This window comes from Nonomuraea pusilla, assembly GCF_900109355.1.
In the GTDB taxonomy this organism is placed as follows: Bacteria; Actinomycetota; Actinomycetes; order Streptosporangiales; family Streptosporangiaceae; genus Nonomuraea; species Nonomuraea pusilla.
On sequence record NZ_FOBF01000005.1, the window covers coordinates 154,800 to 181,246 of the forward strand.

Annotated in this window: 31 protein-coding genes; 16 read left to right on the forward strand and 15 right to left on the reverse strand. The window is 73.2% G+C overall.

The window, feature by feature from the left end:
• Together BMX74_RS12495 and BMX74_RS12500 are read right to left on the reverse strand one after the other, a co-directional pair.
• Window positions 1-597: a DedA family protein gene (locus BMX74_RS12495; protein ID WP_055504434.1), complete on the reverse strand. Its 597-nt coding sequence runs from the start codon at window positions 595-597 to the stop codon at window positions 1-3.
• Window positions 590-1,198 carry a class I SAM-dependent methyltransferase gene (locus tag BMX74_RS12500; RefSeq protein WP_256256915.1) on the reverse strand — a complete coding sequence of 203 codons (609 nt, stop codon included), beginning with the start codon at window positions 1,196-1,198 and terminating at the stop codon, window positions 590-592. Before BMX74_RS12500 ends, BMX74_RS12495 begins: the two co-directional genes overlap by 8 nt.
• Window positions 1,199-1,332: 134 nt before the next feature.
• On the opposite strand from BMX74_RS12500, the gene BMX74_RS12505 reads away from it, so the two are divergent.
• Together BMX74_RS12505 and BMX74_RS12510 are read left to right on the forward strand one after the other, a co-directional pair.
• Entirely contained in the window at window positions 1,333-2,610 is a 1,278-nt protein-coding gene (locus BMX74_RS12505) for a sensor histidine kinase (protein WP_055504436.1), read from the forward strand.
• Complete coding sequence (locus BMX74_RS12510) at window positions 2,583-3,242, forward strand: LuxR C-terminal-related transcriptional regulator (protein ID WP_177227324.1); 660 nt, start codon at window positions 2,583-2,585, stop codon at window positions 3,240-3,242. The genes BMX74_RS12505 and BMX74_RS12510 overlap by 28 nt, the downstream gene beginning before the upstream one ends.
• Window positions 3,243-3,245: 3 nt before the next feature.
• Here BMX74_RS12510 and BMX74_RS12515 read toward each other — a convergent pair whose 3' ends face one another.
• A complete protein-coding gene (locus BMX74_RS12515; protein WP_218153945.1) occupies window positions 3,246-4,370 on the reverse strand; it encodes a PP2C family protein-serine/threonine phosphatase in 1,125 nt (374 codons plus the stop codon).
• A 102-nt stretch (window positions 4,371-4,472) separates the two neighbouring features.
• Window positions 4,473-5,330, reverse strand: coding sequence for an SDR family NAD(P)-dependent oxidoreductase (locus BMX74_RS12520; protein WP_091100357.1), 858 nt, complete (start codon window positions 5,328-5,330; stop codon window positions 4,473-4,475).
• Between the two features lie 81 nt (window positions 5,331-5,411).
• Between BMX74_RS12520 and BMX74_RS12525 the strand changes: the two genes are divergently transcribed.
• From BMX74_RS12525 to BMX74_RS42975, 3 genes are all read left to right on the forward strand, one after another.
• Window positions 5,412-5,975 carry a TetR family transcriptional regulator gene (locus BMX74_RS12525; RefSeq protein WP_055504440.1) on the forward strand — a complete coding sequence of 188 codons (564 nt, stop codon included), beginning with the start codon at window positions 5,412-5,414 and terminating at the stop codon, window positions 5,973-5,975.
• A 77-nt stretch (window positions 5,976-6,052) separates the two neighbouring features.
• Window positions 6,053-6,241: a hypothetical protein gene (locus BMX74_RS12530; RefSeq protein WP_055504441.1), complete on the forward strand. Its 189-nt coding sequence runs from the start codon at window positions 6,053-6,055 to the stop codon at window positions 6,239-6,241.
• 24 nt (window positions 6,242-6,265) lie between these two features.
• Window positions 6,266-6,448, forward strand: a complete 183-nt coding sequence (locus tag BMX74_RS42975) for a hypothetical protein (protein WP_143078632.1) — start codon at window positions 6,266-6,268, stop codon at window positions 6,446-6,448.
• A gap of 10 nt (window positions 6,449-6,458) precedes the next feature.
• Here BMX74_RS42975 and BMX74_RS12535 read toward each other — a convergent pair whose 3' ends face one another.
• Entirely contained in the window at window positions 6,459-7,067 is a 609-nt protein-coding gene (locus tag BMX74_RS12535) for a TetR/AcrR family transcriptional regulator (protein ID WP_055504442.1), read from the reverse strand.
• A gap of 50 nt (window positions 7,068-7,117) precedes the next feature.
• Between BMX74_RS12535 and BMX74_RS46475 the strand changes: the two genes are divergently transcribed.
• Entirely contained in the window at window positions 7,118-8,086 is a 969-nt protein-coding gene (locus tag BMX74_RS46475; protein ID WP_055504443.1) for a GNAT family N-acetyltransferase, read from the forward strand.
• 47 nt (window positions 8,087-8,133) lie between these two features.
• Here BMX74_RS46475 and BMX74_RS12545 read toward each other — a convergent pair whose 3' ends face one another.
• From BMX74_RS12545 to BMX74_RS12555, 3 genes are all read right to left on the reverse strand, one after another.
• Window positions 8,134-9,333, reverse strand: a complete 1,200-nt coding sequence (locus tag BMX74_RS12545) for an aminotransferase class V-fold PLP-dependent enzyme (protein WP_218153946.1) — start codon at window positions 9,331-9,333, stop codon at window positions 8,134-8,136.
• Window positions 9,334-9,667: 334 nt separating this feature from the next.
• Window positions 9,668-10,861: an MFS transporter gene (locus tag BMX74_RS12550; protein WP_091100361.1), complete on the reverse strand. Its 1,194-nt coding sequence runs from the start codon at window positions 10,859-10,861 to the stop codon at window positions 9,668-9,670.
• Window positions 10,862-11,155: 294 nt separating this feature from the next.
• Window positions 11,156-11,677, reverse strand: a complete 522-nt coding sequence (locus BMX74_RS12555) for a MarR family winged helix-turn-helix transcriptional regulator (protein ID WP_091100363.1) — start codon at window positions 11,675-11,677, stop codon at window positions 11,156-11,158.
• A 44-nt stretch (window positions 11,678-11,721) separates the two neighbouring features.
• Here BMX74_RS12555 and pip point away from each other — a divergent pair, with 44 nt between their 5' ends.
• The gene (gene pip, locus BMX74_RS12560; protein WP_256256917.1) at window positions 11,722-12,579 is read left to right on the forward strand and encodes a prolyl aminopeptidase; all 858 of its coding nucleotides are present in this window, start codon (window positions 11,722-11,724) and stop codon (window positions 12,577-12,579) included.
• Between the two features lie 107 nt (window positions 12,580-12,686).
• Window positions 12,687-13,454 carry a hypothetical protein gene (locus tag BMX74_RS12565; RefSeq protein WP_143078633.1) on the forward strand — a complete coding sequence of 256 codons (768 nt, stop codon included), beginning with the start codon at window positions 12,687-12,689 and terminating at the stop codon, window positions 13,452-13,454.
• Between the two features lie 24 nt (window positions 13,455-13,478).
• Here BMX74_RS12565 and BMX74_RS12570 read toward each other — a convergent pair whose 3' ends face one another.
• Window positions 13,479-13,853: a winged helix-turn-helix transcriptional regulator gene (locus BMX74_RS12570; protein ID WP_063792144.1), complete on the reverse strand. Its 375-nt coding sequence runs from the start codon at window positions 13,851-13,853 to the stop codon at window positions 13,479-13,481.
• 85 nt (window positions 13,854-13,938) lie between these two features.
• Between BMX74_RS12570 and BMX74_RS12575 the strand changes: the two genes are divergently transcribed.
• Complete coding sequence (locus BMX74_RS12575; RefSeq protein ID WP_091100759.1) at window positions 13,939-14,511, forward strand: NADPH-dependent FMN reductase; 573 nt, start codon at window positions 13,939-13,941, stop codon at window positions 14,509-14,511.
• A 15-nt stretch (window positions 14,512-14,526) separates the two neighbouring features.
• Window positions 14,527-15,807, forward strand: coding sequence for a TIGR04013 family B12-binding domain/radical SAM domain-containing protein (locus BMX74_RS12580; RefSeq protein ID WP_256256918.1), 1,281 nt, complete (start codon window positions 14,527-14,529; stop codon window positions 15,805-15,807).
• A 65-nt stretch (window positions 15,808-15,872) separates the two neighbouring features.
• Here the strand turns inward: BMX74_RS12580 and BMX74_RS12585 are convergent, their stop codons facing one another.
• Together BMX74_RS12585 and BMX74_RS12590 are read right to left on the reverse strand one after the other, a co-directional pair.
• Window positions 15,873-16,106 (reverse strand): hypothetical protein, encoded by a 234-nt coding sequence (locus tag BMX74_RS12585; RefSeq protein WP_055504451.1) that lies wholly within the window; start codon window positions 16,104-16,106, stop codon window positions 15,873-15,875.
• A 40-nt stretch (window positions 16,107-16,146) separates the two neighbouring features.
• On the reverse strand, window positions 16,147-16,656 hold the full coding sequence (locus BMX74_RS12590) for a VOC family protein (protein ID WP_055504452.1): 510 nt from the start codon (window positions 16,654-16,656) through the stop codon (window positions 16,147-16,149).
• Between the two features lie 61 nt (window positions 16,657-16,717).
• On the opposite strand from BMX74_RS12590, the gene BMX74_RS12595 reads away from it, so the two are divergent.
• From BMX74_RS12595 to BMX74_RS12620, 6 genes are all read left to right on the forward strand, one after another.
• Window positions 16,718-17,167: a MarR family winged helix-turn-helix transcriptional regulator gene (locus BMX74_RS12595; protein WP_236714811.1), complete on the forward strand. Its 450-nt coding sequence runs from the start codon at window positions 16,718-16,720 to the stop codon at window positions 17,165-17,167.
• Window positions 17,168-17,234: 67 nt separating this feature from the next.
• Window positions 17,235-17,423, forward strand: a complete 189-nt coding sequence (locus BMX74_RS12600) for a hypothetical protein (protein WP_055504453.1) — start codon at window positions 17,235-17,237, stop codon at window positions 17,421-17,423.
• Window positions 17,424-17,745: 322 nt separating this feature from the next.
• Window positions 17,746-19,155 carry a xylulokinase gene (locus BMX74_RS12605; protein ID WP_055504454.1) on the forward strand — a complete coding sequence of 470 codons (1,410 nt, stop codon included), beginning with the start codon at window positions 17,746-17,748 and terminating at the stop codon, window positions 19,153-19,155.
• 252 nt (window positions 19,156-19,407) lie between these two features.
• A complete protein-coding gene (locus BMX74_RS12610) occupies window positions 19,408-20,178 on the forward strand; it encodes a DUF998 domain-containing protein (RefSeq protein WP_091100369.1) in 771 nt (256 codons plus the stop codon).
• Window positions 20,179-20,239: 61 nt separating this feature from the next.
• Window positions 20,240-22,423, forward strand: a complete 2,184-nt coding sequence (locus tag BMX74_RS12615; protein WP_091100372.1) for a sensor histidine kinase — start codon at window positions 20,240-20,242, stop codon at window positions 22,421-22,423.
• Window positions 22,420-22,794, forward strand: coding sequence for a DUF742 domain-containing protein (locus BMX74_RS12620; RefSeq protein ID WP_055504456.1), 375 nt, complete (start codon window positions 22,420-22,422; stop codon window positions 22,792-22,794). The genes BMX74_RS12615 and BMX74_RS12620 overlap by 4 nt, the downstream gene beginning before the upstream one ends.
• A gap of 19 nt (window positions 22,795-22,813) precedes the next feature.
• Here the strand turns inward: BMX74_RS12620 and BMX74_RS12625 are convergent, their stop codons facing one another.
• Genes BMX74_RS12625 through BMX74_RS12640 form a run of 4 tightly spaced genes read right to left on the reverse strand, consistent with a single transcriptional unit; the run spans window position 22,814 to window position 26,235 of the window.
• Complete coding sequence (locus BMX74_RS12625; RefSeq protein ID WP_091100374.1) at window positions 22,814-23,386, reverse strand: GTP-binding protein; 573 nt, start codon at window positions 23,384-23,386, stop codon at window positions 22,814-22,816.
• Window positions 23,367-23,729 carry a DUF742 domain-containing protein gene (locus BMX74_RS12630; RefSeq protein ID WP_055504458.1) on the reverse strand — a complete coding sequence of 121 codons (363 nt, stop codon included), beginning with the start codon at window positions 23,727-23,729 and terminating at the stop codon, window positions 23,367-23,369. Before BMX74_RS12630 ends, BMX74_RS12625 begins: the two co-directional genes overlap by 20 nt.
• Window positions 23,726-24,133 (reverse strand): roadblock/LC7 domain-containing protein, encoded by a 408-nt coding sequence (locus BMX74_RS12635; protein WP_055504459.1) that lies wholly within the window; start codon window positions 24,131-24,133, stop codon window positions 23,726-23,728. Before BMX74_RS12635 ends, BMX74_RS12630 begins: the two co-directional genes overlap by 4 nt.
• Complete coding sequence (locus BMX74_RS12640) at window positions 24,130-26,235, reverse strand: sensor histidine kinase (RefSeq protein WP_177227325.1); 2,106 nt, start codon at window positions 26,233-26,235, stop codon at window positions 24,130-24,132. Before BMX74_RS12640 ends, BMX74_RS12635 begins: the two co-directional genes overlap by 4 nt.
• Window positions 26,236-26,447: the final 212 nt, after the last annotated feature.

Sequence of the window (26,447 nt, forward strand, 5' to 3'; positions counted from 1 at the left end):
TCACCGGGCGCGCCCGGCCTGCCTCTTCCTGAGCAGCCGGGTCGCCCAGAGGAGCAGGAGCGCGAGCACGACCGCCGCGGGCCCGGCGATCGACAGGTGGGAGGTGAACTGCTGCACGATCTCCGGCGCGACGTGGTAGCTGAGCGTGACCAGCGTGGCCGCCCAGGCGCAGGCCGTGGGCAGGCTGGCGGTGGCGAACGTCCGGTACGGCATCCCCGCCCAGCCCGCCAGCCTGGGGGTGAGCGTCCGCGCGCTGCCGAACCACTGACCGGCGACCACCGTCCTGCTGCCGTGCCTGCCGAGCAGGTCGCGCGTCCGGTCCCAGCGTCCGGGGGCGAACCGGTGGAACGAGTCGGCGCCTTCCCGGCGGCGTCCCCACAGGTAGGACAGGTGGGTGCCGGTCACGGCCGCGGACGCCGCCACCCCGACCGCCCCGCCCAGCGGCACCACGCCGAGGTGGGCGAAGTAGCCGAGCGCGACGAGCACGCTGGTGCCGGGCAGGGCGACGCCGATCAGCAGACCCGACTCGGCGGTCAGCAGCAGCCACGCGGCGGCCAGCAGCAGTGGCGGCGACAGCTGGCCGAGCAGCTCAGACACCGCGGACCGGCCGCCGGCACACGTACGTCATCGCCGGGGGCAGGTTCCGCCAGACGGGGCCGGTCGTCAGCACCTCGTCGAAGACCGAGCGCAGCCGCCGCCGCAGGGACCTCGCCCCGGCGAGCGGCACCGCGTACAGGTAGGTCACGGTCGTGAACGCACCCGCGGGGGCGAGCGCGCGGCCGATCTCGCCGAGGATCCGGTCCTGGACCTCGCCGGGGAACAGCGTCCACGGCAGCGTGCTGACGACCGCGTCCACCCGGTCCACGCCCGCGCGGGCGAGGAGCGCGCCGAGGTCGGCGGCGTCGCCCTGGATCGTCTCCATCCACGGCTTGGTACGCCGCAGGTGCGCGGCGAGGTCCGGGTCGATCTCGACGGCGAGGTGCCGCGCGCCGGGGGAGAGCCGCCTCCTGATGACCTCGCTGATCGATCCGGTTCCGGGGCCGAGCTCGACCACCACCGGGGTTCCGCTGGTGGGCACCACGGCGGTCAGGGCTCGGGCCAGTGCGGGGGAGCTCGGCACGATCGCGCCCACGACACTCTGCCTGCGCAGCGCGACCGACATGAACGCCCGCAGGTCCGGGGCCGGTGCTGTCTTCATGGTTCCCATGAGACCGCCGGACGGGGGCCGGGCGCAGGACGCCTGAACCTAGTCCTCGGGGTATGCCCAGGCATACCCCGGGAGTGGGCCCAGGCCGCTGGGAGGCGGCGGGGCCGGGGCCGTAGTGTCGGGGGATGCAGTCGTCGCCGGCCTGGCGGGCCCTCGCCCGGTGGGACCTGCTGCGGACGTCCTGGCCGTGGCGCTCGGTGGCCTACCTGGTCACCGGCGTGCTGCTCGGCGAGGTCGTCCTGGTGGTGTTCCTCTTCGCGCTGTTCACCAGCACGCTTCTGACGGTGCTGGTGGTGGGCGTGCCGCTGCTGCTGGCGCTCGGGTTCTGCGGCATCCCGGTGGCGGCGATGGAACGCCGCAGGCTGCGCATCATCGACCCGGAGCCGGCCGTCACGCCGCACCGCGCGCCGGACCGTCCAGGGCTGCGCGCCTGGGTGGCCCTGCGCGTGCAGGAGCAGGCGACCTGGCGGGAGCTGGCCTATCTGATCCTGATGGTCACGGTGCTCTGGCCGTTCGAGTTGCTGGCGGTGGCGTTCGGCCTGGGAGCGCCGGCGGCCATGATCCTGGTGCCGGTGCTGCGCGCGCAGATGGGAGAGGTGAGGCTGCTGCGGTACTGGGTGATCGACACCGAGCTCGGGGCCTTCGCGACGATGGCGGCCGGCATGCTGTGGCTCGCCCTGGCCCTGTACCCCCTGACGCTGCTCGCCGCCGCCCACGGCTCCCTCGCCAGGCTGCTCCTCGTGTCGCGGGAGACCGAGGCGCGGCAGCGGCTGGACGAGCTGACGCGGTCGAGGACGCGCCTGGTGGAGGCGTTCGAGACGGAACGGCGCCGGATCGAGCGGGACCTGCACGACGGCGCCCAGCAGCGGCTGGTCGCCCTGACCATGACGCTCGGGCTGGCCAAGCTGTCGGACGGCGCCGAGGCGGCCGAACTGGTCGGCAAGGCGCACGAGGAGGCGAAGCTCGCGCTGGCCGAGGTCCGCGACCTGATCAGGGGCATCCACCCGCGCATCCTCACCGACCGCGGGCTGCCCGCCGCCGTGGCCGACGTCGCCGACCGCTCGCCCACGCCCGTGGACGTCTCCATGGAGCTGCCCGGCCGGCTCCCGCCTGCCGTGGAGTCCGCGGCCTACTTCGTGATCTCCGAGGCGCTCACGAACGTCGCCAGGCACAGCGGGGCGGAACGGGCGTCCGTCACCGGGCGCCTGGACGGCGACCACCTGGTCGTGGAGGTCCGCGACGACGGCGTGGGAGGCGCGGACGCCTCCGAGGGCACCGGCCTGGCGGGGCTGGCCGACCGCGTCTCGGTCGTCGACGGCAGACTGATGCTCGCCAGCCCGCCCGGCGGGCCGACCCTGCTACGAGTGGAGATCCCGTGCGTGCCGATCCCGCCCTCTCGATAGTCCTGGCCGAGGACGGCGTGCTGCTGCGCGAGGGGCTGGCCGGGCTGCTCACCCGGTTCGGGCACCGCGTGGCGGCCACCGTGGGCGACGCCGACGGCCTGGTGGAGGCCGTACGCGTCCACGCCCCCGACATCGTGCTCACCGACGTGCGGATGCCGCCCGGCTTCACCGACGAGGGGCTGCGGGCCGCGGTGGCGCTCCGCTCGGCGAACCCGCGCCTGCCGGTCCTCGTGCTCAGCCAGTACGTCGAGCAGACCTACGCCAGCGAGCTCCTGGACTCCGGCGACGGCACCGGGGTGGGGTACCTGCTCAAGGACCGGGTCGGCGACGTGGAGGAGTTCGTCGACGCCCTGCTCAGTGTGGCGGCGGGCGGAACGGTGGTGGACTCCGAGGTGGTCAGGCAGCTGCTGCGGCGCCGCCGCGACCCGCTGGAACGGCTGTCGCCCCGGGAGCGGGAGGTCCTCGCGCTGATGGCCGAGGGCCGCTCCAACGCGGCCATCGCCAGGACCCTGGTGGTCTCCGAGGCGGCCGTGGGCAAGCACATCGGCAACATCCTCACCAAGCTCGACCTGCCCCCGGCGGAGGACGACCACCGCCGCGTCCTCGCGGTCGTGACGTACCTGCGGGGCTGACGGTCAGGTCGCGGGGTCCGGCAGGCGGCGTACGGCGATCAGCGCGGCGTCGTCGCCGAGCCGGCCGCCGACGTGCGCGAGCAGGTCGCGGCAGATGCGGTCCAGCAGCGCCGACGGCTCCTCGTCCGTCCAGGCGGCGACCCGGTCTGCGAGCGGGTAGAAGGCGCCGGCCGCGTCGCGGGCCTCGATCGCGCCGTCGGTGTACAGCAGGAGCAGGTCGCCCGCCTCGAACGGGAACGTCCAGGGGACGTGGTTCTGGGCCAGGAGCGTGCCCAGCCCCAGCGGCAGGGCCGGCTGCCCCGTGTCGAGCGGGATCACCCGGCCGCCGCGCAGCAGCAGGGGCGGCGGATGGCCGCAGTTGACGACGGTGACCGTCGGCTCGGCGTCGGGGATGTCGAGGACCGCGGCCGTCACGAAGCTCTCCGCCGTCTCCGGCCGTCCCGGGTCGGACGCCTCGGCCTGCGCCTGGTTGAACGAGAGGCTGTCCTCCAGGTCGGCGACGAGCTCGGGCAGCCCGGCGTGCCGGCGGGCGAGCTCGCGGAACGCGCCCAGCAGCGAGACCGCCTCGGAGATGGCAGGCAGGCCCTTCCCCCGTACGTCACCGATGATCAACCGGGTCACGTCCCGGGTGTGGGCGGCGGCGTAGACGTCCCCGCCGATCCGCGCCTCCGCCTCGGCGGCGAGGTACGCGGAGGCCAGCGCGAGCGGCCCGAGACGTGACGGGACGGGCTGCAGCAGCGCGTTCTGCACGGCCGTGGCGACCGTCCTGGCCTGCGTGAGCTGGCGGCTCCGCACCAGCGTGAACAGCACGATGAACGTGGAGACCACGGCCGAGCCGATCAGGCCGGACTGCTCGTCCGGGGTGATGCGGAAGTCGTTCTCGACGTTGATGAAGAGCTCCGCGGCGAGCGCGATCACCGCGACCGCGGCCGTGAACCACGGGCCCGCGAACGACGCGGTGATGGCGGGGGCGGCCACGAGCAGCGGCTCGAAGTGGACGTAGCTGGGGCTCAGCAGGTCGGCGGCCGTGATGAACACGATCATCGCCAGCGGGACCGTCGCCAGCGTCCGCCGCAGTCGCCTTCTCGGGTCTGGCAGCCGGTGCCGGTCCCCCTTCCGGAGCCTCACGACTCCTGTCTACCGGCAGGGCCCGCCGCGGCCTGGCCACGCGTGCGGCTTTTGGCCCAGTCTTTCCCCAGTCCCTTCCTCGGAGCCGCCGGGTCCGAGCGGTCAGACCGTCCCGCCGGCGAGGGTCTCGCACAGGCGCCAGACGGCGTCCTGCGCGCGCCGGTCGAGCGCACCGGCCGGCCACGGCGCGCGGCGGCACGTCATGGTGAAGTATGCGCCGTTCACGCCCTCGACCTCCGGGCTGGAGGCCAGGTGGACGCTGGAACGCGCCGGCTTGCTGAGGTCGCCGAAGAGCCGCGGCGCGGCCAGCCGCAGCAGCGGCACGATCGGCCGGTACGCGTAGGGGAAGCCGGCCGCCGTCATCGACTGGTTCATCGGGGTGTGGCCGTGGCCGGGGTAGGCGACGTTGACGGTCACGCCGCTGCCGTCCACCTGCTCGGCGAAGCGCAGGCTCATCGCCATCAGCATGGTCTTGGTGTGGTTGTACTGGCTGAACGTCCAGCCCAGGTAGCGCCGCTCACCCTGCAGGTTGTCCAGGTCGATCCGGCCGCCGGGGATGCCGCCCGTGATGTTCACGACGCGTCCGGCGAGCAGCGGCAGCAGGAGGCGGGTGAGCGTGAACGGGGCCAGCACGTGCGCCGCGAACGTGGCCTCCACGCCGTCCTCGGTCAGGGTGCGGCGGGGCGGGTTCACGCCGACGTTGTTGACCAGCACGTCGAGGCGGTCGCAGCGCTCCGCCACCTGCGCGGCGAGCCTGGCCACGTCGGGCAGGCCCGTCACGTCCGCGGTGAGCGCCTCGACGGTGCCGCCGTGCGCGGCCAGCTCCGCCGCGGCCTGGCGGGCGCGGACGGGGTCGCGGCCGACGAGGATCACGCGGGCGCCGAGCGCGACGAGCCCACGCGCGGTCTCCCTGCCGATCCCACCGGTGCTTCCGGTGACCAGAGCCGTCTTTCCGTGCATCGGGACCTCCCATGACTCAGAGCGATGCACACAATATGGCACTTGGTGTCGCAAGTGGCAACTGGTGTAGTATCACTGGGCATGGAGGGATTGCGGGACCGCACCAAGCGGGCCGTCCGTGCCGAGCTCGCCCGGCAGGCGCTGGAGCTCTTCGCCGAACGCGGCTTCGACGAGACGACGGTGGACGACATCGCGAGGGCCGCCGGGCTGTCCAAGCGCAGCTTCTTCCGGTACTTCCCGACCAAGGAGGACGCCGTCTTCGGCGAACTCGACGCGATGGGGGAGCAGATCGCCCAGGAGGTCGCGGGCCGGCCGCCGGAAGAAGGGCCGTGGGAGTGCCTGCACGCCGTGCTGCGCGGATGGGAGGAGCGGATCAACGCCCAGGTCGACGCGATGCGGCTCGTCGAATCGACGCCCGCGCTGCGTACGAGGCTGCTGCAGAAGCGCGACGAGGTCCGCGGGCGCGTCATCCGGGCGCTGGCCGACCGGGGGGTGCCGCCGTTCGAGGCCGACCTCGCGGCGGCCGCGGCGGGCGCGGCGCTGGACGCGGTGGCGCGCGAGTGGCTGCGCACCGACGGCTCCGCCGACCGCCTCGCCCTGGTGGACCGCGCCTTCACCATGCTCAGGCCGGCCTTCCTGTCCTGAGCGAACGGTTCCGCGTCGGGATCGACGGGACCTGTCCGAATTATGCACTTTTGTCTGTTTCGGCTTACCCTCCAGGCGTGACCAGCTGGTACGGCCCGGACGGCATCGTCGTCGAGGTGATCGTGCTCGACCGCAGGCCACGGCTACGTGTCACGCAGCTCGTGAACGGCCGCCGCTACCTGGTGGCCTACTGCACCCGCGTGGCCGACGTCGCCCGGCACGTCGATCTCGCCGACCTCGTCGAGATCCTGCCCTTCCCCCGCTGACCGCAGCTCCGCGATCATGGGACGGTGAGAGCGCGCGTGGAGTTCCGGTGGGCCGGTCGTCTCCGGGCCGGCCTGTTGGCGGCGGGCATGGTCAGGGCCACCGGGTGGCTGCCCTGGGACCACCCGCACGGCCCGGCCTTCCTGCGGGCGCTCGGAGAGGTCACGCGGCCCGCCCCCTACCGGTCGCCCGAGCTTCGCCTTCTCTGAGCGCGCATGCTCAGGTGGGCGGGAGTCCCCGGCGGGCGAGGGACGTGAGATGGTCGTCGGCCAGGTCCGTCTGGCGGGCGGGGGTGAACGTGCCGGGGTCGAAGAGCGCCTGCACGACCAGGCCGTGGGTGAAGGAGAGCACGTTCGCGGCGAGGCGTTCGGTGTCGGCGTCCGGGGGCAGTTCGCCGAGCCGTAGCGCGTCGTCGAGGGCGGCGCGCAGGTCGGCGCGGATGCGCTCGTACCGGGTCCGCTGGGCGGCGTACAGGTCGGGGTCGGAGAGCGCGACGTCCCAGGAGGAGACCCAGATCCGGTTCATCGCGGCGCCTTCCGGGGTGAGCGGGAGGATGTTGAGCACGTGGGCGCGCAGCGTGGCGAGCCCTGGCGCGCCGCTGGCGAGTCGGGGACGGTGCCGGGTGCGGGTCTCCAGGATGTCGAGCGCGTGGGCGACGAGTTCGCGCTTGCCGGCGAAGTAGTGCGTGACGAGCCCGGTGGAGGCGCCCATGGCGGCGGCGACGGCGCGCAGGGTGAGCCCGGCGAATCCGTGCTCGGCGAGGACGCGCCAGACGGCTTCCGAGACGTCGTGGCGGCGGGCGTCGTGGTCGGTGCGGGCGGGGCTCATGTCCCGTTAGTGTACGTACCGAACGTTTGTTATGAACGCCCGGAGGTTCCGTGTTCGCCCTTCCCCTTGCCCCGCACGCCGAACTGCGGCCACTGGAGCCCTGGATGGCGGAGGAGTTCCTGGCCCACATGCACCGGGCGCGCGACCACATCTCCCCCTGGGTGCCGCCGTCGTTCGTGGCGGCCGACCTGGCCGAGGCGGGCGCGGTGCTGCGCCGCTACGCCGACAGGCGGGCGCAGGACGCGGGCGGCATCTGGGGCGTGTGGCTGGAGGACGTCCTGGTGGGCGGGGTAGTGTTCGCCGCGTTCGACCCGAAGCAGGGCGTGTGCGAGGCGGGCTGCTGGCTCGAACCCGGCGCCGAGGGGCGCGGGCTCATCACCACGGCCGCGGAACGCGTCATCGACTGGGCGGTGACGGAGCGCGGCATGCGGCGCGTGGAGTGGCGCACCGACGCGCGCAACGCCCGCAGCATCGCCGTCGCCAAGCGCCTCGGCATGAGCAAGGACGGCACGCTGCGGGAGGTCACCACGGCGGGCGACCGGCGCATCGACATCGAGATCTGGTCGGTGCTGGCCGACGAGTGGCGCGCCCGCCCCCGCCGCGACCCGGCCGCCCCGACGGACAAGGGGGAGATCGACGCGTTGACGGCGGCCTTCTTCGGGCTGTTCGCCAACGCCGACGGCGCCCGTCCCGACTGCTTCGGCGTCCACCGGCTGTTCGTTCCGGGCGGGATCGTCGTGCAGGGCGGGCCGCGCCCCCAGGTGTACGACCTCGACGGGTTCGCCGAGCCGCGGCAGCGGCTGCTGACCTCGGGCGAGCTCACCGGGTTCGCCGAGGAGGAGACCTGGGAGCGTACGGAGATCTTCGGGGACGTGGCGCAGCGGCTGTGCCGCTACCGCAAGCGCGGCGTGCGCGACGGCGAGCCGTTCACGGGGACGGGCACGAAGACGATCCACTTCCTGCGGACGCGGGAGGGCTGGCGCATGACGGCCGTGGCCTGGCACGACGACGACCGTTAGGGGGCCGCCGGGCGGGCCCGGCCCATGACCTGGCGCAGGGCGGCCCGTCAGCGGTCGCGTACGCCACGCAGCGCGGAGGCGAGCGGTTCGGCCGTGGTGTGGGGGGTGGTGGCGTGCGGTGACAGGCGCACCCAGCCGTCGCGCACGGTCGTGGTCAGCCCGGCCGCGGCCAGTGCGGCGTGCACCTGGGCCGGGTCGGTGCCGGGCAGCCGGAAGGAGCCGATGCCGCCGCGTTCGTCCGGGGTGAGGCCGTCGAGGAGGACGTCGCCTCCGGCGGCCCTGACGGTGTCGAGGAGGAGTCCGAGGGTCCGCGTCACCGTCCGGCCCACGGACTCGACGCCGGCGGACAGCAGCAGGTCGATTCCGGCGCCGAGCGCGGCGACGGCCAGGAAGTCGGGGTTGGTCATGGTATGGGCGACGGCCCCGGGAAGCGGCTCGTCCTCCTGGGGCGGGCGGCGGGTGGTGTCGGCGGTGGTGTTCCCGTCCGCCGTGTACGGCCGGCGGCGGGCGGCGGCGAAGGGGTCGCGCCGTCCCGACCAGCCGCCGAGGCCGGGGCCGAGCCGGTCGGCGATGCGGTCGCGTACCAGCAGCAGCGCGGCGCCCCAGCCTGAGCGCAGCCACTTCTGGCCGCCGCAGGCCAGCACGTCCGCCGCCTCCACGTCGAGGGGGACGGCGCCGAGCCCCTGCATGGCGTCCACGATCAGCAGCCGGTCGGGCCCGAGGACCTCCTTGAACGCGCCGAGGGGCGCCCGGTAACCGGTCAGGGCGTCCACGGCGCTGATCGTGAGCGCCCGTACGTCGCGGTCGAGCAGGCCCGCCAGGAGCTCCGGCGTGAGCCTGGGCTCGTCGATCCACCGCACCCGCGGCCCGCCGCGGTCCTGGAAACGCAGCCACGGGTGCACGTTCGAGGGGAACTCGCCGCGCGGTACGAGGACGACGCCGTCCCCGCCGAGGGCCGCGGCGGCGGCGAACAGGCCGTGGCTGGTGGAGGTGACGAAGGCCACCTCGTGCGGGGCGGCCCGCAGCAGGGTGGCCGCCGAGGCGGCGGTCGCCTCCGTACGGGCCTGGAGCCGCGCGAGCGCCCCCGCAGGGTCGGTCCTGAGCGCGAGCGCGCCGTCGGCGAGGGTGCGCGCGACGACGTCGGAGACCGGGCCGACTCGGGCGAAGTCGAGGTAGCCCGCCGGTTCGGCGAACTCGCGCAGGTAGTCGTCGTCGAGGTGAACGTTCACATCGGCTGCCGTGGACACGGAGGGCTGCTCCAGGGAGGGGTGACGATCGAGCGGTATGAGGGGGAATGTCGCTTTGAACGTTCATCGTGCTGCCTGCCGGACACTTCCGCAACCGCACCGCCGAGCCGCCTGCTTCCGCAACCGCACCGCCGAGCTGCCGCCGGGCCGCCTGCTTCCGCAACCGCACCGCCCCGCCGCCGCCCGCCGCCCGCTTCCGCGAGCGCACCACGCCCGGCCGCCGACGGGCCGCTGGCCGCCGTGGAGGCCGGCCGCCTGCGGCCGGGGTCTCCAGCGGAGGCCGGCCGCCTGCGGCTGCGACGCCGCGGAGGCCGGCCGTCGCCGGAGTCGGGCGCTACGTCCGCCGGCCGCCTCGGGCACCGGGAGCGGAGCGCCAGAGCCAGAGGGCGACCAGCGCGTACGGCAGCACCAGCAGGGCGAAGGACGCGCCGTGCGACACGTACGCCGACAGGCTGCCGTAGGCGGTGTAGACGCCCAGCGTGACGAGGTTCGTGCCGAGCCCCGCGACCGACGTGACGGTGGCCCGCGCCCGGCCGCTCAGACGTTCCTGCAGCCTGGCGTCGGCCACCACGGCGGCCATCTGGAACGTCCCGAACGCGAGCGCCACCGGCGCGAACCCGGCCGGACCGCCGCTGAGCGCGCCCACGGCCATCGCGGCGGCGGCCAGGGCGAGCACGAGCGCGAACAGCCGCGCGGGCAGCCGCCGGGCCGCCTCCGACAGCAGACCGCCCACGGTCGCGCCGACCCACACGACCAGGACGAGCAGCGGGATCGCGGTCGTCGGCACGCCCGTCTCTGCGGCCAGGTACGGGACGTACTCCTCCAGCGCGCCCCAGATCGCGGTGACGAGGGTGACGAGCAGCACGGCCCCGAGCACCCGCCGGTCGCCGCGAACCTCGGCGACGCCTGCCCTGAGCGTCGCCAGGTAGCCGCCACCGGCGGCGCGGGCGGGCGTGCGGTGCTCGGGCAGCGCCAGCGCGCTGACGGCGCACAGCAGGCAGGCCGCGACGCTGGCGGCGCCCACGGCCGGATAGCCGCCCGCCGCGAAGACGGGCACCGCGAGCGCGATGGCCGACGCGTCGGCCACCAGCCCGGCCGCGCGGGCCCGGCCCATCATGGTGACGTACCGGTCGGCGCACCCGAGGCGGTCGAGCTCCTCGTACGCCAGCGCCTCGTACGCGCCGGACGTGAGGGCCCCGCCCGCCCCCCACAGCACGAACCCGGCGGCGAACGCCCAGTAGGAGGGCGTCAGCGTCCACAGGGCGAAGCCGGCGCCGGTGAGCACGGGGGCGGCGAACAGCAGCAGGCGGCGCGACACGGCGTCGGCCCAGGCACCCGACGGCACCTCCAGGGCCATGCCGGTGACGGCCCAGATGACGAACAGCGACGAGGTCTCGGCCACCGACAGCCCGGCCTCGGTGAACAACAGGGTGTAGACGGGGTAGAGCAGGACGAATTCGCTGAGGAACGCGTAGGCGTACAGGGTGCCGGCGAGCGTCGCGACGGCACGCGGAAGGGACGTGAGCATGGAGCCTTCCGAGGGGGATCCGAACGGGGGATGACGAGGAGCGAACTGCTCCCCGGCGGCCCCCTCGGCCTCCCAGACCCCTGCGAACCTCGAGGCTCCTGCGAACCTGCAGATCCCGGCGGACCTCCAGGCCAATGCGGGCCTGCAGATCTCTTCGGGCCTTCGGGCTGATCCGAACCCCGAAGCCCCTGCGGGCCTGTTCCCCGCGGCTCCCGAGGTCGCCTCGGCGCGGGCGGTGTCGGCTCAGATGTTCATCAATGTCGCCAGGTCATGCGCGCATCCTACGCCGCCCCCTCACGCCCCGCGCGACCCCTGGCCCAGGTGTTCCGTCTCGTCCGCCGCGCCCAGGCGGCCGCGCAGGTCCGGGCCGGCGCAGTCGGCGATGCGGGCGCGGAAGGGGCGACGGGAGAGGGCGTCCACGACGGCCTGGAGCGCGTCGCCCAGCGGAACGGGCAGCTCGGAGTCGAGGGTACGCGCGGCCCGTTCGGTGGCCGCCCATTCGGCTTCGACGGCGGGCAGTGCGGCTTCGGCCTTGGCGGTGAGCCGTACGATGCGCTGCCGCCCGTCGGCGCCGCGCTCCAGGGTGACGAACCCGCTGCGGCTCATCTGGTTCACGGTCTGGCTGGCCGCCGAGTGGGTGACGCCGATGGCGGCGGCGAGGTCGCGGATGGACATGGGCCCCTCGGTGACGAGCGCGCGCACGGCGGGGGAGAAGCGCGGGCGGTAGTCGGGCATGCCGAGGTCGGCGTAGATCTCGGCGACGGCGCCGTCCATCAGGTCGTGGACGTGGCGCAGCAGGGTTCCCAGGGAGGCCATAGACTCCAATATAACAGTGCTGTTAGATATAGGAGGAGTGCGACATGTATCCCACGGGTGAGCCGTACGACACGGGAACGCTCGACGTCGGCGACGGCAACCGTGTGTACTGGGAGGTGAGCGGCAACCCCCAGGGCAAGCCCGCGCTCATCGTGCACGGCGGCCCGGGATCGGGAGCCTCCTCCTCGCCGAGGTGGAGGACGTACTTCGATCCGGAGGCGTACCGGGTGGTGCTGTTCGACCAGCGGGGGTGCGGCAGGAGCACGCCCTCGGCCGCCCGCTGGGACACCGACCTGTCCGTCAACACCACCCACCACCTGCTCGCCGACATGGAGCTGCTGCGCCGGCACCTCGGCATCGAGCGGTGGCAGCTCTTCGGCGGCTCCTGGGGCACGACCCTGGGGCTGGCGTACGCTGTGCGGCACCCCGACCGCGTCTCGGAGGTGATCATGAGCGGCATCGGCACCACCACGCCGGGCGAGGTCCAGTGGATCACCCGGGACGTGGGGCGGATCTTCCCGGAGGCGTGGGACAGGTTCCACGCGGCCGCCGGCAGGCCTGAAGGGAACATGGCGGAGGCGTACGCCCGGCTGCTGGAACACCCCGACCCGGCCGTGCGCGAGCAGGCGGCCGCCGACTGGTGCGACTGGGAGGACTCCCACGTACGGCTGCGTCCCGGGCAGCCGCGTGACACCCGTTACGACGACCGCGACTTCCGGGTGACGTTCGCGCGGCTGGTGACGCACTATTGGCGGCACCACGCCTGGCTGGAGGACGGCGAGCTGCTGTGCGGCGTCGAGGGGCTGGGCGGCGTGCCGGGGGTGCTGGTGCACGGGCGGCTCGACGTGAGCACCCCGCTGGAGACGGCGTGGCGGCTGTCGCGGGCCTGGCCGGGCTGCTAGCTGGTCGTCGTGGACGACGCCGGCCACGGCCCAGGCCTGGGTGCGGCGCTGGTGGCCGCGACGGACAAGTTCGCCGGACGCGGCTAGCGCGGCGACGAGGAGAGGCGATGAGGAGATCGGTGCGCGCATCGGGAACGTGGAAGGCCGAAGCGGCGGCGATGTCGATCGCGCTGTTCACCGCCGCCTGCGCGGCGGCCGGCGAACCCGCCGCCGGCGAACCTGCCGCCGGCCATCCCGCGTCCTCGCCCGTCCCGGGCGGTGTCTCCTCGCCCGTCCCGGGAGGCATCTCCTCGCCCGTCCCGGGCGGCGTGCCGTCGCAGGGTTCCACGGACCTCGTGACGCCTGGCGGCTACGGGCAGTCCTGTCAGCGGCATCCCCAGATCTGCCGTGTCCAGGAAGGATCGGTGCCTGCCCGGCTGTGGCGGCCGATGAGCTTCTCCAAGCCCGCCGGCAGATGCCCGGCGACCACCGGCGCGCGACTGCCCGACGGGCTCCCCTTCGGCGGCACGGCCTTCGGCGACGGACCCGTCCGGCTGGTGCTGGTGGGCGCGGAACGGGAGGCGAGAGCGGAGCTCGACGTGCTCAGAGACGGCTGGTACGGCAGGAAGTCGCTGTGGTTCTCCGCCCCCTCCTACGAGGGCCCGGTGCTGCTGCGTGGAATGCGGCTGGACGCTCCTGGCGACGTGGCCTTCGGCGAGAGCCCGAGCTCCCTGGCCGTCCAGATCCCGGCCGGCCCCGGCGTCAACGTCAGCGACGGCTACCGGCACTGGCCGGGTGGCACCTGGGTGCGGGAGCCCGGCTGCTACGGGCTGCGGGCCGACGGGCTGGACTTCTCCGTCACCGTGGTCGTGGACCTGCTGCCTCCCGCCGGCTGAAGGCAGCCGCGCGCCGGCCACCTGTCAGCCCGTGCCGGCGTTCGCCTCCCGTTCCGTGGCGGGAGTCTCCCCTGGCTCCTGGTCGGGGAGCGGGATCCATTTGTGGGCCCAGGTCACCAGCTCGTCGAGGGCCGGGCGGAGCTCCTCGCCCTTCTCGGTCAGGTGGTACTCCACGCGCACCGGGGACGTCGGCAGCACCCGGCGCTCGACGATGCCGGCCGACTCCAGCTCGCGCAGCCGCCGGGCCAGCATCGTGTCGTTGATGCCGGGGATGGCCGCCTTGAGGTCGGCGTAGCGGTGGGAGCCCTTGAAGATCATGTGGATCACGGCGCCCGTCCACCTCGCGCCGATGAGTTCGAGGGCGATGTGGAACCGGACGCAGACGGAGTGGAGGCTCACGCGACCATCGTACATTTGCTATGGAATATGTAGCTACTACATTATGTTGAGCAACTCTGTCATTCTGAGTGAGGAGATGTTCACCATGGCCAAGCCCGTCCTGCAGATCATCGTCGGCAGCACCCGTCCCGGCCGCGTCGGACGCGCGATCGCCCACTGGTTCCGCGACCGCGCCGAGCAGCGCGGCGACTTCGACGTCGAGCTGATCGACCTGGCCGAGGTCGCCCTGCCCTTCATGGACGAGCCGCACCACCCCAGGCTGAAGCAGTACGTGAACGCGCACACCAAGGAGTGGAGCGCCACCGTCGAGCGCGGCGACGCCTACGTCTTCGTCACGCCCGAGTACAACCACAGCTTCACCGCGGTGACCAAGAACGCCCTCGACTACCTGCACCAGGAGTGGCAGCACAAGGCCGCGGGGTTCGTCAGCTACGGCGGCGTCTCCGGCGGCACCCGCGCCGTGAACGGCCTGCGCCAGGTCGTCAGCACGCTGAAGATGGTGCCGATCGTCGAGGCGGTGAACATCCCGTTCTTCCCCCAGTTCATCGGCGAGGACGGCACGGTCACGCCCAACGACGTCATGAACCAGTCCGCCGACGCCATGCTCGACGAGCTGGCCAAGCTCACCGGAGCACTGAGCGCCCTGCGCGCCGCCTGAGCTACGCTGCGGGGCGTGACGCTGGCCGTGAGTGTGGTGGTCCGATACCGCAAGGCGGTGACGTACGGCATCCACGCCGTGCTCGCCGCGCTGGAGACCGCGGGCGTCGAGCACGAACTGCTGCTCGGCACCACCCCCGAGGAGACGGCGGCCCACATCACCTCCGCCGCCGGCGACCGCGTGCTCGTGCTGTGGTCGTTCTACTCGCCGGACGCCGAGGCGATGGCGGCCGAGCTGGCCCTCGTCAGGTCGCTGAGCGGCGGGCGGGGCCAGCACATCGCGGGCGGCGTCCACGCCACCGCCGAGCCGCAGCAGGTCCTCGACGCCGGCTGGGACCTCGCCGCCATCGGCGAGGGCGAGTCCACGATCATCTCGCTGGTCGGGGCGCTCCAGCGTGACGAGCCGCTGACCGGCGTGCCCGGCCTGGCCGTCCGCGACTCCGACGGGGTGGCGCTGCGCACCAGGCCCGCGCCGCAGCTCCCGCTCGACGCGTACCCGTCGTTCGTCGGCAGGAACGGCCCCATCGAGATCACCAGGGGCTGCCGCTACACCTGCCGCTTCTGCCAGACGCCGTTCATGTTCGGCGGGCAGTTCCGCCACCGCTCCGTCGCCAGCGTGCGCGAGCACGTGCGCGGCATGGTGGAGCGCGGCCTGCGCGACGTCCGGTTCATCACCCCGACCTCGCTCTCGTACGGCTCCCCGGGCCCCGGCCCCGACCTCGACGCCGTCGAGGAGCTGCTGGCGGGGGTGAAGGAGGAGCTGCCGCCGCGGGGCCGCGTGTTCTTCGGCAGCTTCCCCTCGGAGGTGCGCCCGGAGCACGTCACGCCCGAGGCCATGCGGCTGCTGAAGAAGTACGTCGCCAACGACAACCTGATCATCGGCGCCCAGTCGGGCTCCGACCAGGTGCTGGCCGCTTCCGGACGCGGCCACGGCACCTCGCCCGTGCGCGACGCGGTCAGGATCGCCGCCGAGCACGGCTTCCGGCCGAACGTCGACTTCATCTTCGGCATGCCGGGCGAGTCGGAGGAGGACCAGCGGGCCTCGCTCAAGCTCGCCGCCGACCTGGCCGAGATGGGGGCGCGCATCCACACCCACACGTTCATGCCGCTGCCGGGCACGCCGTGGCGTGACGCCGAGCCCGCGTTCATCCCGCTGGAGACCATGCGGGAGCTCGACAGGCTGGCGCAGCGCGGCGACGCCTACGGCCACTGGCGCAAGCAGGCCGAGCACTCGGCGCGGCTGGCCGAGACGGCCAAGGCGTACCCGCGCCGGACGCGCCGCCGCCGCACGAGCTGACCAGCCCCGCCGCGCCGGGCCGCCGCACGAGCCGACGACGAGGCCCCTCCCGTACGGGTCGTGGGTCAGTCGTCGTCGCCGCCGAGCCGGTCGAACACCCGCACGAGCAGGTCGCCCACCGGCCTCAGCACCTCGGACACCGCGGTGGCCAGCGGTGTGAAGATGTCCCTGACCTCGGTGAAAAGGTCGGGGCCCTTGCTTTCGGGAGGCGACCAGCGCATCGCGTCGGCGCTCAGCGTCTCCCATTCCTCGACCGCGCCGTCGATCGAGTCGAGGACGTGATCCGGGTCGCTTCGCATGACCGTCCTCCTGGACATCGGCCTCACCACCCACGGTACGTCAGGCGGGAATCGACACCCCCACCCCGCCGCGGGTGTGCGCTCCGAACCGCTCCTTGTCGGCGGCCAGGTCGAGCGGGCGGACGGCGGAGCGGCCGGCGAGGATCTCGTCGGTGAGCAGCGAGGCCGGCACCAGCCAGGACACCTCGAACTCCAGGCCGTCGGGGTCGCGCGCGTACAGCGCCTTGGTGCTGGAGTGGTCGGACGCGCCGACGAGCGCGCCCATCTCGCTCAGCTTGACGGCGATGCGCTCAAGCTCGTCCAGGGTGTCCACCTCCCAGGCCAGGTGGTAGAGCCCGACGGAGGTGCGTCCGGCGGTGGTGGGGCCGGCGCCGGAGCCGATCTCGAACAGGCCGAGGTCGTGGTCGTTGGAGGAGCCGGAGGCCTGCAGGAACGCCGCGCCCCGCATGCCCATGACGACCTCGAAGCCGAGGGCCTCGCGGTAGAAGGCGACGCTGCGCTCCACGTCGCGGACGTAGAGGACGGCGTGGTTGAGCCGCTGGACCGGCATGGTGATCCCCTTTCAGCAGAATCTCCACCAAGTATATGAGAGTTCAAGTAAACTGCGTAGGGTGACCCGATGGCTGGACGCGGACGAACAGCACGCGTGGCGCTCCTTCCTCGCCGCGACACAACTGATCTACGAGGCGCTCGACCGGCAGCTGCAGCGCGACGCCGGCATGCCGCACACGTACTACATGATCTTGGTGGCGCTCTCCGAGGCCCCTGCGCGCTCGATGCGCATGAGCGAGCTGGCCGCGAGGGCCCAGAGCTCGCAGAGCCGGCTCTCGCACGCCGTCGCCCGGCTGGAGGAGCGCGGCTGGGTGCGCCGCGAACGCTGCCCGTCCGACCGGCGGGGGAACGTCGCCGTCCTCACCGACGAGGGGTTCGCCGCCCTCGCCGCCGCCGCGCCCGGCCACGTCGAGGAGGTGCGCCGCAGCCTGTTCGACGTGCTCACGCCCGAGCAGGTACGCGACCTGGACGAGATTTGCTCGGCCGTGCGGAACACGCTGGAGCGGTAGCGGGAAACTGTCGGGGCGACACCGTAGCGTTCTCCCGGAACCCGTACGGGCGAGCGAGGAGGCGCGGATGCACCACACCGAAGAGGCCCTTTTCCTGGCGGTCCACGGCATCGCGGGGCGGCTGGCGGGCCAGCCCGTGCCCGTGGTGATGGACGCCCTGTTGCGCCAGCTCCCCAAGGCGCCCGGCCTCGAGGTGGCGGAGATCCGCAAGATCGCCGAAGAGATCAGCGTGGGCCGCGACCCCTCGGGCCTGTAACCCCAAGCCCCCTGCCACTCGCCCGCCTTCCCCGCGGGCCGGGTGGGACGCGCCGTGCTGGACGGCGGTCCTGCCCCGGAGCCTGACTCCCCCCGGCTGCCCTGAGGTCGGGTGCGGTGCGTCGTGCCAGGCGGCCGCCCCGCCCGGGAGCCCGGCTCCCGTCGGCTGTCCTGAGATCCCTGTGCCCTGCGGTGCCGGGTGGCGGTGTGGAGCGTTTCGTCGTGCGGCCGAACAGGCCCTGGACGTCCTGGTTCGGCCCGTTGGGGGCGGTTAGCATGGCTGCCGTCTACTCGGCTCGGTGGAGCAGGTTAGGAGTTCGCGGGTGGCGCTGGTCGCTGGGGTCGATTCCTCCACGCAGAGTTGCAAGGTCGTCATCCGCGACGCGGACACCGGCGAGCTGGTACGGCAGGGCCGCGCCGCCCACCCCGAGGGCACCGAGGTCGATCCGTCCCACTGGTGGGCCGCGCTGCTGCGCGCCGTCGACGAGGCCGGCGGGCTCGACGACGTGGCGGCCGTCAGCGTCGCGGGGCAGCAGCACGGCATGGTCTGCCTCGACGAGTCGGGCGCCGTCGTACGCGACGCCCTGCTGTGGAACGACACCCGCTCGGCCGGCGCCGCCGCCGAGCTGGTCGCCGAGCTGGGCGGGCCGCGGGCGTGGGCCGAGGCTGTGGGCAGCGTGCCGGTGGCCTCGTTCACGGTGACGAAGCTGCGCTGGCTGGCCGAGCACGAGCCCGCCAACGCCGCGCGCACGGCCGCCGTCTGCCTGCCGCACGACTGGCTGACCTGGCGGCTCGCCGGCGCGCTCGCCGCCGGGCCGCGCGCCGCCTGGGACGACGCGCCGCCGCCCGCGCTCGACCGCCTCACCACCGACCGGGGCGACGCCTCGGGCACCGGCTACTGGTCGCCCGCCACCGGCGCGTACCGCGCCGACCTGCTCAAGGCCGCGTTCGGCGCGGTGCCGCTGCTGCCCCGCGTGCTCGGCCCGGAGGAGGCCGCGTACGCCGGCGGCCCCGTCATGATCGCGGCGGGCACCGGCGACAACATGGCGGCCGCGCTCGGCGTGGGCGCCGGGCCGGGTGACGTCGTCGTGTCGCTGGGCACGTCCGGCACGGCGTTCGCGGTGGCGGGCACGCCGAGCGCCGACGCCACCGGCGCGGTGGCCGGGTTCGCCGACGCCACCGGGCGGTTCCTGCCGCTCGTCTGCACGCTCAACGCGGCCCGCGTGCTCGACGCCGCCGCGAGGATGGCCGGGGTCGGCCTCGACGCGCTCGGGGAGCTTGCGCTCCAGGCGCCGCCCGGGGCGGGCGGGCTGACGCTGGTGCCGTACCTGGAGGGGGAGCGCACCCCGAACCGGCCCACGGCGACCGGCTCGCTCCACGGCCTCACCCTGGCCACCTCCACCCCCGCGCACCTGGCCCGCGCGGCGGTCGAGGGCATGCTGTGCGGCCTCGCCGACGCGCTCGACGCCCTCGGCACGCGGCCTGAGCGGGTGCTGCTGATCGGGGGCGCCGCCCGTTCCGAGGCGGTGCGGCGCATCGCGCCGGCCGTCTTCGGGGTGCCCGTCACGGTGCCGCCGCCCGGTGAGTACGTCGCCGACGGCGCCGCCTTCCAGGCCGCCTCGCTCCTCACGTCCCCCGCCTGGCAGGCCGCCGACACGGCCGTGTACGAAGCGCCGCCCGTCCCCGAGATCCGCGAACGCTACGCCCGCGCCACCGCACACGTCCTCGACTGAGGACGCCCGAGGACGCCCGAGGACGCCCGAGGACGCCCGGAGGACGCCCGAGGACGCCCGGAGGACGTCGGAGGACGGCTGGAGATGGCTGCACGGCGGAGGTGGGCGGCTGAGGGGAGCTGTGGCGCCGCAACGGTGGTGACGGCGGGGGCGGCCTCAGGGTGTGCGGGGTGGCCAACCAGGGGAGAGTCAGGGTCGCCTCAGGGAGGTCGCCGGATGTGGCGGTACGTCCCCTGACGCGACAGTTGGGGCATGCCCGCTGACACGCTCGCCCCGCCCCGCCAGGCCCACGACCCCGACCGCCGGCCGGGGCCTGACGCCGCCGCGGGGCGCCGGCCCGGCGGCCCGTCACCGCGGGGGCGGCGCGCGAGGGCCTACCCGGTGGCGGCCTGCCTCGCGATCCTGTTCGCGGCGGTGGCGGTGCTGGTGGGGCAGTTCGGCCCCGACCCGGAGCTGGACCCGTTGACGGTGACGGTCAGCGAGTACGCCGTGGCCGACCGCGGGGGCGTCACGGAGATCGCGATGGCGGTGCTGGGCCTGGGGTCGCTGGCGCTGCTGGCGGGGCTGCGGGCGGCGGGGGCGCCGGTCCGCGGCCTGCCGGAGCGGCTGCTGCTGGTGTGGTCGGTCGCGCTGCTGGTGGCGGCGGCGGTCCCGACGACGCCGTTCGGCGGCGATCTGGACGTCGCGGCGCAGATCCACCGCTGGGTGTCGGTGGCGGCGTTCGTCAGCCTGCCGGCCATGGGGGCGCTGCTGGTGCCGAGGCTGACGGCGGACGCGGCGTGGAAGCCGGTGGCGCGGGCCGTGGAGTGGGTGTCGCTGGCGTGCGGCTTCGGGCTGCTGGCGATCACGTACGTGGCGCTACCGGGCCAGCGGGTGCTGATCGGGCTGGTGGAGCGGCTGCTGCTGGTGGCGGAACTGTCTCTGCTGGGGGTGCTCGCGGCGTGGCTGGCCTGGCTGATGTGGAACCCAAAGGCCACGCGAGCGCTCAATTTCCCGACATATCACAGATTTATCGCTAGTTGATCTTAAATCGGGCTGTTTCGGTGCTATTCTCTCCGCGATCTTCTATGCGGGAGCAGGTGTCATGGCATCGGGCAGATCCATCCGATTCAAGATTGCGACGCTGCTCGTCACCCCGCTGATCTCCCTGGTCGCGCTCTGGGGCTTCGCGGCGAGCACGACGTCGGGCGAGGCCATGAACCTGCTCAAGGTCGAGACCATCTGGTCCGACGTCATCAACAACAGCGACGCCCTCGTCGCCGAGCTCCAGAACGAGCGCCTCGCGTCGGCCGAGCAGATCGCGGGCACCGCCGCGGACCCGTCCGCGCTGGCGAACGCGCGGGCCAAGGTCGACAGGATCAGGAAGATCCTCACCGTGAGCGCCACCGGCGAGCGCGCGCAGTCGGTGCTGAACGCCGACATGAAGAGCCAGCTCCAGGAGGTGTTCGCCGCGGTCGAGCGGCTGCCGGAGATCCGCCACAAGGTCGACGCCCGCAGGCTCACCCCCGCCACCCTCATCGAGGAGTACGCGTCGATCGCCGAGTCGATCCACCTGCTGTACTCCCGGTTGAGCGTCAGCACCGACGTCCGGCTGGCGTTGCAGGCGCAGGGCCTGATCACCGCGGACGAGACCAGGGAGCTGCTCAGCCGCGAGCACGCCCTCATCGTGGCCACGGACGGCAAGGCGTCGATGCGGGACCTGCACCTGCTGGCCGGGCTCGACGCCACCCGCACCCACCTGTTCCCCAAGGCGCTGGCCAACTTCGACACGGAGCTGCGCTTCCCGTTCGAGAAGCTGGCCTACTCCTCCAGGTACGTCACCATGGAGAACCTGCTGGAGGGCTACATCGACGGCCAGCCGATCGACGTGGACCTCTGGCGCGGCGTCGCCGACCCGGTGCTCCAGGAGCTCACGAAGGGCATCGGCAGCACCGGCACCAAGCTGCTCGCCAGGATGGAGCCCGCCGGCACCGCGATCCTCCTGCGCGCCGGCGTCGCGGGCGCGCTCGGCCTCATCGCGGTCGTCGTCTCCGTCGTCGTCTCCATCCGGGTCGGACGCAGGATCACCAGGGAGCTCGCGGCGCTGCGCCGCACCGCGCTCGACCTCGCCGAGATCCGCCTGCCTGACGTCGTGACGAAGCTGCGCAGGGGCGAGAGCGTGGACATCGCCGCCGAGGCGCCGCCCATCGAGGTGGGCAGGAACGCCACCAGCGAGGTCGCCGACCTGGCCGCCGCGTTCGACAGCGTCCAGCACACCGCCGTGGACGCCGCCGTGGAGCAGGCCAGGCTCCGCCACGGCGTCGCCGAGGCGCTGCGCAACCTGGCCAGGCGCAGCCAGTCGCTGCTCCAGCGCCAGCTCCGCCTGCTGGACGAGATGCAGCACCAGACCGAGGACCCCGAGGCGCTGGAGCACCTGTTCAAGCTCGACCACCTCACCACCCGCATGCGCCGCCACGCCGAGGGCCTGGTGCTGCTGTCGGGCGGCTCGGCGGGCCGCAGGTGGCGCGGCGCGATCCCGGTGGAGGACGTGCTGAACGGCGCCGCCGCCCAGGTCGAGGAGTACACCCGGGTACGGGTCTACCCGATGCCGGAGTGCGGCGTGTCGGGCGCGGCCGTGGCCGACCTGATGCACCTGTTCGCCGAGCTGATCGAGAACGCCACCCAGTTCTCGGCGCCGAGCAACGAGGTGTCGGTACGCGGCGAGATGGTCGGCAGGGGCTTCGCCGTCGAGATCGAGGACCGCGGCCTCGGCATGACCGACGAGATGCGCGATTCCATCAACGCGCGGCTGGCCAGCCCGCCGGAGTTCGACCCGGCGCAGACCGAGCGGCTGGGCTTCGCCGTCGCCGGCATGCTGGCCGCCAGGCACGGCGTCACGATCACGCTCAAGCCGTCGCCGTACGGGGGCACCACGGCGATCGTGCTGGTGCCGGGCACGCTGGTCGAACCCATGGCGCCTGAGCCGCAGCCGCTGGAGTTCGAGCCGGTCACCGTGTCGGTGCTGCACACGGAGCACACCGGGCCCGGGATGCTGCCGCGCCGGGTCCGCACGTCCAAGCGCGATGCCCCCGCCCTGAACGAGGGCGAGGGGCTGCCCCGCCGCGAACGGCAGACGGGACTGCCGCAGCGGCTCAAGCAGGCGCCGCCTCCGCAGTCGCCGGCTGAGGAACGGTCGCCCGAGGAGGCCAGGGCGCTGCTGTCCTCGCTGCAGTCGGGCTGGCAGCGCGGGCGGCAGGACAGCGACCAGGATGGGGGATCTCGACCGTGAGCCGCGAGCACGAGTGGATCGACGAGGAGGCGGGGCCGGTGGTGCGGCCGTACGCGGTGGCCCGCGGACGCACCAGGCCCTCCTCGCCCTCGCTCGACCTGCTGGCGAACGTCTCGCTGACCGGGCTGCCGGTGCCGGCGAAGGCGGAGCTGAGCGCGCAGCACCGCCGGCTCCTCGCCTGCCTGTCGGGCAGAGCCAGACCCGTCGCCGAGGCGGCGTCGGAGCTGGCCCTGCCGGTGGGCGTCGTCCGCGTGCTGCTGGGCGACCTGCTCGACCACGGGCTGGTCGCGGTGCGCCCGCCTCTCACGAAGGGCAACTCGCCGACGGAGAGCCTGCTCCGCGAGGTCATCAACGGCCTGCGGGCGCTGTAGCGCCCGGCCGCCGATCCCGCTAGCCCGCGGTGGCGAGCGTCCGCAGCGAGTGCTCGACCAGGGTGATCATCACTTCCTTGGCCGAGGAGCGCCGCCGCACGTCGCACAGCATGACCGGCACGTCGTCGTCGAGGTCGAGCGCGATGCGGACGTCCTCGATGCTGTGGCGTTCGGCGCCGTCGAAGCAGTTGACGGCCACGACGAACGGCGTGCCGCGCTGCTCGAAGTAGTCGATGGAGGGGAAGCAGTCGGTCAGCCGCCGGGTGTCGGCGATGACGACGGCTCCGAGCGCGCCGTAGGACAGCTCGTCCCACATGAACCAGAACCGTTCCTGGCCGGGCGTGCCGAACAGGTAGACGACGAGGCCCTCACGGATGGTGATGCGGCCGAAGTCCATGGCGACGGTCGTGGTGGTCTTGCCCTCGACGCCGTCGAGGTCGTCGACGCCGATGCCGCGGTCGGACAGGACCTCCTCCGTGCGCAGTGGTTTGATCTCGCTGATCGACCCCACGAGAGTGGTCTTGCCCACGCCGAAACCCCCGGCGATGAGGATCTTGAGCGCGACAGGGTCCTCAGAGAGCACGGAGTCCATTGATCACTTCCTTGAGAATGCGCTCATTCGTCCGCGACCGTCCCGCTCTGGGCGACGTCACCGAGATGAGGCCGTGGTCACGCATGTCACCGAGCAGCACCCGGACGACGCCCACGGGCAGGTCGAGCTCGACGGCCAGGTCGGCCAGGGAGATCGGGCTCTGCGCCGCCCGCAGGATGAGCGCCTGCTCGGGGCTGAGCTCGCCGGGAGGTTCGGCCCCGGCTCGCACGGTCGCGACGAGATCGATGTCCGCACCGGACGATCTCGTGCGACCGCGGATCAGAGCATACGGCCGGACGACCGGCCCGGCATCCTCATCGAACCATTGGGGGGTTTCGCTCATGACGCTCCAGAGCGCGGGTTGGTGGTGATGTGCTGGCCGACACGCTTGACCAGCATCGCCATCTCGTAGGCGATGTGCCCGACGTCCACGTTGGCCTCGGCGATGACGGCGAGGCAGGTGCCCTGGCCGGCCGCGGTGACGAAGAGGAACGCGTTCTCCATCTCCACGATGGTCTGGCGGACGTCGCCGCCGCCGAAGTGCCGCCCGGTGCCGCGGGCGAGGCTCTGGAAGCCGGAGGCCACGGCGGACAGGTGCTCGGCGTCCTCACGGGTCAGGCCCTTGGAGTGCCCGATGGCCAGGCCGTCGGTGGACAGGATCACGGCCTGCCGCACCGCCGCGACCCGGGTCGCCAGGTCGTCGAGCAGCCAGTTCAGCTCACCGGTGTTGGTCGTCTGCGCACTCATGCGTCCCCCTCATCGTTGGCCTCCTCCCGGGCGCGCTCCGTTCCCCGCTGGAAGGCGGAGAACAGGTCGCGCACCTCGTCGGGAGAGCGTTCCTTCTTCTCGTCCGGCTCGGCCGGCCGGTCTTCCGCCCGCGCCGCCCTGCCGGTCTGCCGCACCCGCCTGGGCAGCCCGGCGTGCGTGCCGGCGCTGACCACCGCGAGCGGCTTCTTCCTCGTACGGGCCGGCAGCCCCGGCTCCGCGTCGCCCTCGCCCCGCTCCGGCGCCGCCTGGTCGGCGAGGAGCGCCTTCGGCAGGAGCGCGATGGCCGTGGTACCGCCGAACGGCGAGCGCCGCAGCCGCACCTGGATGCCGTGCCGCTCGGCCAGCCTCGCCACCACGAACAGCCCGAGCCTGTCGCTGTCGGCCAGGTCGAACTCGGGCGGCCTGGCCAGCAGCGCGTTGTACGACGCGTACTCGGCGGCCGACATGCCGGGCCCGTGGTCCTCGACCTCGATCGCGTAGCCGTTGCTCACCAGGTCGCCGCGCACCTGCACCCTGGTGTCGGGCGGCGAGTAGATGGTGGCGTTCTCCAGCAGTTCGGCGACGAGGTGCGTGAGGTCGGCGGCGGCGCCGCCGTCGACGGAGGAGGCGGGCAGGTGGCGGCCGGTCTCGACGTCGATCCTCGTGTAGTCCTCGACCTCGGCGACGGCGGCCCTGACGATGTCGAGCACGGGCACCGGACGCCGCCAGGCCCGCGCGGGCGGGGCGCCCGACAGCACCAGCAGGCTCTCGGCGTGCCTGCGCATGCGGGTGGTCAGGTGGTCGAGCCGGAAGAGCTCCTCCAGCCGGTCGGGGTCGTGGGTGCGGCGCTGCATGCTGTCGAGCAGGGCGAGCTGGCGGTGCAGCAGGCCCTGCTTGCGCCGGGAGAGGTTGACGAACACCTGGCCGATGCCGCGGCGCAGCGCGGCCTGGCCGACGGCGGCGTTGACGGCGGTGCGCTGTACGGAGCCGAACGCCCTCGCCACGTCGGTGATCTCGGCGGAGCCGTTCACCCTGATCGCCTTGGCCTCCTTACGCACGTCCACGTCGTCGCCCTTGCGCAGCCGTTCCACGAGGTCGGGGAGCCGGCGTTCCGACAGCTCCAGCGCCGCGGTACGCAGCGCGGCCAGCTCGCCGGCCAGGCGACGACCGAAGCGTACCGAGATGATGATCGAGGCGAGAACCGCGACGAGGCCGAGACCCCCGGCCAGCGCGATCTTGACGATGACGACGGTGGCGGCGCTGGAGGCGCGGTCGGCGACGACCTGCGAGGACGCGGTGCCGAGCCGGTCCAGCTCGCCGCTGAGCCGGTCGACGGCGGACCGCCACGCCTCGGCGTCGGCGGGCGGCGCGCCGGTCTTGACGATCCTGGCCTCCATGGTGGCGAACGTCAGGAACGGCTCGCCGGCGAACACCTGCTCGTACGGCCGGCGCAGCTCCACGTCGAGGCCGGCGAGGCCGCGGGCGTGCAGGAACCTCCTGGAGGCGGCGTACTCGGTGAAGGCGGCGGTCTCGGGCTCGGTGAGGTGGTGGTCTATGAGGGCGCCGGCGACGAGGGCGTGCTCCCTGGAGATGGCCTCGCGGGCGTCGGCCATGGCCTGCAGCGAGCCGGCCTGCTGGTAGATCGTCAGGTCCGACACGGGGACGAGATGGTCGTAGAGCGTGAAGAGCGCGTCGAGGAGGCGGTTGTACTCGGTCAGGCCGGCCAGGCGGGAGTCGATGCCGCCGTCGACGCCCTCGCGGACGGAGGCGAGGCGGCCGAGCTCGGTGAGGAGGACGTCGAGCGCGGCGCGCAGTTCGGGGTTGACGGCGCCGCCGGCCTCGGTGACGGCCTGCCGGAAGGCGGCGAGGGACTTGTCGGTGCGGCCGCGCTGGGCGGCGAGGTCGTCGGTCGGCTCACGGGTGGTGAGCGTCTCGGCGGTGCGCAGGCGCTCGGCCTGGAGCTGTAAGCCCAGGTCGGCCGAGGTGACGCCGATGGTGCGGTAGAGGGTGCCGGCCCGCAGGAGCGACTGGCCGTCACCCATCGTGAGGTTGAGGACGAAGCCCCAGAGCGCGCTGAGAGACAGGAGGGGTAGCAGCAGCAATAAGAAGATCTTGAACCGAATAGACCGGTTTCGCGAGCCCATGTCCCAACCTCGAATCGAGGGGCATTTCCACGCCTCGTGTAAACACACCTCCGGAAGATCGCACAGGAGACTAGCACCGATTATGCATCCGGCGCAGTGGGAGGAACGGGTTCATTACCGTGACTATTGGGGCAACCCCCAAGAACCTCCCCAAGGACGCCTCAGCGCCT